This window comes from Micromonospora sp. M51, from assembly GCF_018070305.1.
Taxonomy (GTDB): domain Bacteria; phylum Actinomycetota; class Actinomycetes; order Mycobacteriales; family Micromonosporaceae; genus Micromonospora; species Micromonospora parva.
In genome coordinates this window covers 1-7,197 of the sequence record NZ_JAGPXZ010000280.1, presented here as the reverse complement: position 1 = coordinate 7,197, position 7,197 = coordinate 1, and the positions used below count along the sequence as shown (strand labels likewise).

Here is a 7,197-nt window from a genome sequence, read left to right as displayed (position 1 = left end):
CCTCCAGCGGGGTGTCCGGGTCGTACCCGTGCACCTGGAACAGGTCGACGTGGTCGGTGCCGAGCCGGCGCAGCGACGCGTCCAACGTCCGCAGCAGGTGCCCCCGGGAGCCGTCGCGGCGTCGGCCACTGCCGGGGCGCAACCCGGCCTTGGTGGCGATCAGCAGCTCGTCGCGGGGGACGAGGGAGCCCAGCAGCGAGCCGATCACCGACTCGGCGTCGCCGTCGCCGTACACGTCGGCGGTGTCGATCAGGTTGCCGCCGGCGTCCAGGTAACTCTTCAGCTGGGCGGCCGCATCGTCGGCGTCGGTGTCCCGGCCCCAGGTCATGGTGCCGAGCGCGAGCCGCGAAACCGCCAGCCCGCTTCGGCCGAGCGGTCGCTGTTGCATGGGTGAACCTTATTTCGAACCTGCCGCCACGGATATCCTCGCTCCCGTATCTCTGCCGGTTCTGCCGGTTCCGCCGCCCCGGGCTGCCCCGACGGAGGGGGGATCAAAGGTGTCGAGCCGGTGATCGAGGCCGTTATCGGCATTGCGTAACCTGGTGCGACCTGTGCCACGGATGGGGGAGGACCAGTGCGACTCGGGCTCAGTCTCGGATATCAGACGGCGTGGAGCACACCGGCCGACCACCTGGCGCTGGCCCAGGAGGCGGACCGGCTGGGCTATTCGGTGGTGTGGGCTGCGGAGGCGTACGGCTCCGACTCGCCCAGCATGCTGGCGTGGATGGCCGGTCAGACCGAACGGATCGACGTCGGCGCCGCGGTGATGCAGATCCCCGCCCGTACGCCGGCGGCCACCGCGATGACCGCCGCGACCATCGACGCGCTCTCCGGCGGCCGGTTCCGGCTCGGCCTGGGCGTCTCCGGCCCGCAGGTGTCGGAGGGCTGGCACGGTGTGCGGTTCGCCAAGCCGCTCGCCCGGACCCGCGAGTTCGTCGACATCGTCAAGCTGGCCATCGCCCGCAAGGAGGTGGCGTACGACGGCGAGCACTACACGCTGCCGCTGCCGGACGGCCCCGGTAAGGCGCTGCGGCTGGGCTTCCACCCACCCCGCGAGCACATACCGATCTACCTGGCCGCGGTCGGCCCGAAGAACCTGGAGCTGGCCGGCGAGATCGCCGACGGCTGGCTGGCCGTGTTCTACGCCCCGGAGTTCGCCGAGGAGCAGCTCGCCTCGGTGCGCGCCGGGCGGGCCAAGGTCGGCAAGGAGCTGGCCGGGTTCGACGTGGTGCCGTCGGTGCCCGTGGTGATCGGTGACGACGTGGCGTCCTGCGCCGAGCTGGTGCGCTGGTACGCCGCGCTCTACGTGGGCGGGATGGGCAGCCGCCAGCAGAACTTCTACAACCAGCTCGCCACCCGGATGGGCTACGGTGACGCCGCCCGCGAGGTGCAGGACCTGTACCTGGCCAAGCGGCAGCGCGACGCCGCCGCCGCGGTGCCGATGGAGTTCATCGACCGCACCTCGCTGCTCGGCCCGAAGGAGCGCGTCGCCGAGCGGATGCGCGAGTACGCCGCCGCCGGTGTCACCACGCTGTCGGTGACGCTGTTCGTGGCCGACCGGGACAGTGGGATCCAGACCCTGCGGACCGTCGCCGAGGCACTTGAACTTTCGGGAGTCGGCGAGTGACCTGGGTCGAAGCCATCGTCCTGGGCATCGTCCAGGGACTGACCGAGTTCCTGCCGGTCAGCTCGTCGGGGCATCTGCGGATCACCTCGGCGATCTTCTTCGACCGTGACGCGGGCGCGTCGTTCACAGCGGTCACCCAGCTCGGCACCGAAGCGGCCGTGTTGATCTACTTCGCGAAGGACATCTGGCGGATCACCCGGACCTGGCTGGTGGGCATCCGGGACAGGTCGGTGCGCTCCAGCCTCGACTACCGGATGGGCTGGTACGTGATCGTCGGCTCGATCCCGATCGGGCTGTTCGGGTTCCTCTTCAAGGATCAGATCAAGACGGCTGGACGCAACCTGTGGTTGGTGGCGACCACCCTGATCGTGTTCGCGTTCGTGCTGGCGTTCGCCGAGTACTGGGGGCGGCAGACCCGGACGTTGGAGAACTTCCGGATGAAGGACGGCGTCGTGATGGGTTTCGCCCAGGCCATGGCGTTGATCCCCGGGGTGTCCCGTTCCGGCGGGACGTTGACCGCCGGTCTGCTGCTCAACCTGACCCGGGAGGCGGCGGCCCGGTACTCGTTCCTGCTGGCCATCCCGGCGGTGGTGATGTCCGGCGTGTTCAGTCTCGGTGACGTCTTCGAGCCGTCCGCGCCGGGCACGTCCACCCCGTCGGTCGCGCAGATGATCGTGGCCACCATCATCGCGTTCGGCATCGGGTACGCGGCCATCGCCTGGTTGCTGCGTTACGTCGCCCACCACACCCTGTACGTCTTCGTGCTGTACCGGGTCGCGCTGGGCACCCTGGTTCTCGCGTTGCTGATGACGGGCACGATCAGCGCCACCTGATCCGCCCGCGCCCGCACCGGCCTCCGATCCCCGCAGTGGGGTCGGAGGCCGGTGCGTGTGCGGCGTCCACCGGATGCTGTCGTACTTCATTGCATTTGGGGTGAATGGTCGTAGAACGCACCTAGTCTTTCCCTGTCGGGGATGACGTCCCGGCCCAGACGCGCGGGAGAGGGGCGACGGTGACCGCCAGCGGCGCGCAGCGCGGGCGGGACCGGCCGCCACGGCGCAACCTCATCGCGGTCCTCGCGATCGTGGCGCTCTCCGGCGCGTTCTTCGGCTACGACCAGGGCGTCATCAGCGGGGCGCTGCGCGACATCCGCCAGACCTTCGACGCGAACACCTTCGCCGTCGAGGTGGCGGCGAGCTGGGTGACCCCCGGTGCGCTGGTGGGTGCGCTGCTCGGTGGTCACCTCGCGGACCGGATCGGCCGCCGGGGAGCACTGTGGGTCGCCGCCGCCGCGTTCGGGGTGGGCACCCTCGTGCAGGCGTTCGCGCCGATGATCGGGGTGATGTTCGGCGCCCGGCTGATCCTGGGTCTGGGCATCGGGGTGGCCTCGGTCGCCGGCCCGATGTACGCGGCGGAGGCGGCGCCGGAACGCATCCGGGGCAGCCTCCTGGCGCTGTACCAGTTCTCCACCACGTTCGCGATCTTCATCGGGTACCTCGCCGACGAACTGTTCGAGGCGGGCAACTCCTGGCGTTACCTTCTCGCCGCCGCGGTGCTGCTGGGGGTGGCCCTCGCCCTGGTCACCACGGTGATCCCCGACTCGGCCGTCTGGTACGTCGGGCGCGGGGACAAACGCCGGGCGGAGGCGTCGCTGAGGGCGACCGTGCCAGCGGAGAAGGTGCCCCAGCGGCTGCACGCCGTGCAGGAGAGCCTGGCGGCCGGCAAGGCGGGTTGGCGCGAGGTGCTCTCGCCCGAGTGGCGGCGTCCGTTGGCGCTGGGCGTGGGCCTGGCCCTGTTCCAGCAGTTGACCGGGATCAACGGGATCATCTACTACGCCGACGAGATCTTCTCCGCCGCCGGATTCCACACGCCGCAGGCGCAGTTGACCGCCACCACCTGGGCGATCGGCGCTGTCGACTCCCTCTTCACGCTGGTCGCCGTCGCCTTCCTGGACCGGCTGGGCCGCCGTCCACTGCTGCTGGTCGGGCTGCTGGGTATGGCGGTCTCGCTCGTGGTGGTCAGCGTCAGCTTCGCGAAGATGGATCCGGGGGCGCAGGCGGCCGGAGCGACCGGGCACCACCCCACCGACGCGGGCATCTTCCTGCTGGTCGGCGTGGTCATGTTCGTGGCGTTCTACGCGATGTCGATCGGCCCCACCGCCTGGACGGTGATCAACGAGATCTTCCCGGGCCGGATCCGGGGCCGATGTGTGGCGATCGCGTCCGCCACGCACTGGGGCACCGAGTACCTCATCACCCAGTTCTTCCTGAGCATGCTCGACGCCCTGGGGCGCTCGGGCGTGTTCGCGCTCTTCGCCGGCACCTGTGTGCTCGGCTTCCTGTTCATCTGGCGGTACCTGCCGGAGACCAGGGGCAGGACCCTCGAAGACATCCAGCGGATGTGGCAGGCGGACGCCCGTGCTCGGCGTCCGCACCGTGCCGGCGACGGATCCCGCTGATTCGCGGCTTCTGACCCGTGACGCAGGGGCAGGGCGTACGGTCGACCCGAAGCCGCCTAAAAGGGACCTGTTGGACAAACAGCTCATTCGGGGTGACCGTCAGCGCTCCCCGGGAGGCGAACCGTTCGGCGGGATGGCGGCCCCGACCGACCGTCGCAGAAGGACCAGGACAGTGCATCTGACACCACGGGAATTCGACAAGTTGACGATCCTCTCGATGGCGATGGTCGCCAACGCCCGCAAGGCCAGGGGGATCAAGCTCAATCACCCCGAGGCCGTCGCGGTCATCTGCGCCGCCGCCCTCGAGGGCGCCCGCGAGGGCAAGACCGTCGAAGAGGTCATGAACGAGGCCCGCAGCACGCTGAACGCCGACGACGTGATGCCGGGCGTGGCGGACATGGTGCCCATGATCCAGGTCGAGGCGGTCTTCACCGACGGCTCGCGACTGGTCACCGTGCACTCACCGATCCGATAGGGAGCAGGACATGGCCAACCAACATCCCGGCCCCAACTCGAAGCACGTGCGACCCATCGGCGGCTACGTGCTGAGCGACCAGCCACTGGAGTTGAACGCGGGCCGACCGGTCACCGAGGTCGTCGTCCACAACACCGGTGACCGGCCGATCCAGATCGGTTCACACTTCCACTTCTTCGAGGCCAACCGGATGCTCGCCTTCGACCGTGAGGCGGCGTTCGGGCGGCGACTGAACATCCCGGCGACGACGTCCATCCGCTTCGAGCCGGGTGACAAGAAGACGGTGCAGCTCATCCCCTTCGGCGGGCAGCAGCGCGTGTACGGCTTCAACGGCCTGGTGCAGGGGTGGAGCGGCAGTGAGTCGACCCCCAGCTACCGGCCGGACCGGACCGAGGCGATCCACAACGCCAAGACCCGCGGCTTCAAGTTCGGCCCCGAGGAGCAGGACCAGCCCAAGGGCAAGAAGAAGTAGATCGACTAACCCGCAGGGCTGCGTGCCTCGGGCAGGAGAGATGATTCGATGAGCCAGATTTCCCGGCAAGAGTATTCCGGCATGTACGGCCCCACGACGGGCGATCAGATCAGGCTCGGCGACACCGACCTGTACATCGAGATCGAGAAGGATCTCCGTGTCCTCGGCGACGAGGTGATGTACGGCGGTGGCAAGACGCTGCGCGACGGCATGGGCGTCAACAACCAGTACACCAACGCCCAGGGTGGCCTGGACCTGGTCATCACGAACGTGACCATCCTGGACGCGACCCTCGGCGTGGTGAAGGCCGACGTCGGCGTCAAGGACGGCAAGATCGCCGGCATCGGCAAGGCGGGCAACCCGAACGTGATGGACGGGGTCACCCCCGAGCTGATCACCGGTCCGGGCACCGAGGCGATCTCCGGTGAGCACCTCATCCTGACCGCCGGAGGCATCGACACGCACGTGCACCTGGTGACGCCGCTGCAGGCGTACGCCGCCCTGAGCAACGGGGTGACCACCCTGTGGGGCGGCGGGACCGGCCCGACCGACAGCACCAACGGTGTCACCATCACTCCCGGCCCGTGGAACATCCACGCGATGATGCGGGCCTTCGAGACCATCCCGATCAACATCGGTCTGATGGCGAAGGGCAACAGCACCGGCCGCGCGCCCCTGGTGGAGCAGATCATGGCCGGCGCGCCGAGCTTCAAGATCCATGAGGACTGGGGTGCGCCGCCGGCGGTGATCCGGGCCTGCCTGGACGTCGCCGACGAATTCGACGTGCAGGTCAGCATCCACACCGACACCCTCAACGAGAGCGGCTACCTGGAGGACAGCATCGCCGCGTTCGAGGGCCGGACGATCCACACCTTCCACACCGAGGGCGCCGGTGGTGGGCACGCGCCGGACGTCATCAAGGTCGCCGGTCAGATGAACGTGCTGCCGAGCTCGACCACGCCGACGGTGCCCTACGGCATCAACAGCCAGTCCGAGCTGTACGACATGATCATGGTCTGCCACAACTTCAACCCGCAGGTCCCCTCGGACGTGGCCTTCGTGGAGAGCCGGATCCGCACCGAGACCATCGCGGCCGAGGACGTCCTGCTCGACGAGGGCGTCATCTCGATGATGCAGAGCGACTCGCAGGCCATGGGCCGCGTGGGTGAGACCTGGTTGCGGACCATCCAGCTCGCCGGCCAGATGAAGACCGCCCGCGGCAAGCTCGCCGAGGACTCCAGCGCCAACGACAACTTCCGGGTGCTGCGGTACGTCGCCAAGATGACCATCAACCCGGCGATCACCCAGGGAATCTCGCACGTGCTGGGCTCGGTCACGCCGGGCAAGATGGCCGACCTCGTGCTCTGGGAGCCGGCGTTCTTCGGCACGAAGCCGAAGCTGGTCCTCAAGGGCGGCATGATCGCCTGGTCGATCATGGGTGACCCGAACGCCTCCCTGCCGACGCCGCAGCCCGTGTACTACCGGCCGTCCTTCGCCGCGTACGGCAGTCAGCTCGGCAAGACCTGCGTGACCTTCGTGTCCCGGGCCGCGCACGAAGCCGGCATCGCCGAGGAACTCGGCCTGCAACGGCAGGTCATGCCGGTGTACCGGACCCGGGGGCTCACCAAGCGGGACATGGTCCGCAACGACCGGCTGCCCACGCTCGAAGTCGACCCGGAGACCTTCGCCGTGAAGATGGACGGCGTGCACGCGACAGTGCCGCCGGCCCGGAACCTGCCTCTGAGCCAGCTCTACTTCTTCAGCTGACCCCCCGGACGCCCGCGCCGCCGTGTGCGGCGCCGGCGCACCCATGGAAAGGAGACGCCCGTGCTCGTCGAATCGGTGCTGGGCAACATGAACGAGCCGGACTGGACACTCCGGCTGAAGGAAGCGCGCATCGACGACCTGGTCCTGGACCAGTGGGACGCCCAGAAGAGCCGGATCCGCAAGATGACCAGCTCCGGCGCGGAGCTGTCGGTGGCGCTGGCCCGGGGGGTCCGGCTGCGCGACGGCGACATCCTGGCCTGGGACGACCTGACCGCCACGGCCGTGGTGGCCCGCGTCCAGCTGGGCGAGGTGATGGTGGTCCACCTCGACCAGCTGCGCGGCGAGTCCGCCGAGCTGCTGATCCGCTCGGCCGTCGAACTCGGTCACGCGATCGGCAA

The 7,197-nt window shown here is 68.9% G+C and carries 6 protein-coding genes and 2 pseudogenes; 7 read left to right on the top strand and 1 reads right to left on the bottom strand.

The genetic code is table 11. The annotated features are described in order from the left end of the window. A partial coding sequence (locus KBX53_RS16605) for an aldo/keto reductase (protein WP_210860216.1) occupies positions 1 to 388 on the bottom strand: 388 nt, incomplete at its 3' end. 186 nt (positions 389 to 574) lie between these two features. On the opposite strand from KBX53_RS16605, the gene KBX53_RS16600 reads away from it, so the two are divergent. From KBX53_RS16600 to ureE, 7 genes and pseudogenes are all read left to right on the top strand, one after another. After that, on the top strand, positions 575 to 1,627 hold the full coding sequence (locus KBX53_RS16600) for an LLM class F420-dependent oxidoreductase (RefSeq protein WP_210860215.1): 1,053 nt from the start codon (positions 575 to 577) through the stop codon (positions 1,625 to 1,627). Then, positions 1,624 to 2,460 (top strand): undecaprenyl-diphosphate phosphatase, encoded by an 837-nt coding sequence (locus KBX53_RS16595; protein ID WP_210860214.1) that lies wholly within the window; start codon positions 1,624 to 1,626, stop codon positions 2,458 to 2,460. Before KBX53_RS16600 ends, KBX53_RS16595 begins: the two co-directional genes overlap by 4 nt. A 179-nt stretch (positions 2,461 to 2,639) precedes the next feature. Beyond that, positions 2,640 to 4,085 carry a sugar porter family MFS transporter gene (locus KBX53_RS16590; RefSeq protein WP_210860213.1) on the top strand — a complete coding sequence of 482 codons (1,446 nt, stop codon included), beginning with the start codon at positions 2,640 to 2,642 and terminating at the stop codon, positions 4,083 to 4,085. A 172-nt stretch (positions 4,086 to 4,257) separates the two neighbouring features. Next, entirely contained in the window at positions 4,258 to 4,560 is a 303-nt protein-coding gene (locus KBX53_RS16585) for an urease subunit gamma (protein ID WP_210860212.1), read from the top strand. Positions 4,561 to 4,570: 10 nt separating this feature from the next. After that, positions 4,571 to 4,906 (top strand): annotated as a pseudogene (locus tag KBX53_RS16580) (urease subunit beta); the annotation flags it as partial. Between the two features lie 174 nt (positions 4,907 to 5,080). Then, positions 5,081 to 6,799, top strand: a complete 1,719-nt coding sequence (locus KBX53_RS16575; RefSeq protein ID WP_030332788.1) for an urease subunit alpha — start codon at positions 5,081 to 5,083, stop codon at positions 6,797 to 6,799. A gap of 60 nt (positions 6,800 to 6,859) precedes the next feature. Further along, a pseudogene (ureE, locus tag KBX53_RS16570) lies at positions 6,860 to 7,197 on the top strand (urease accessory protein UreE); the annotation flags it as partial.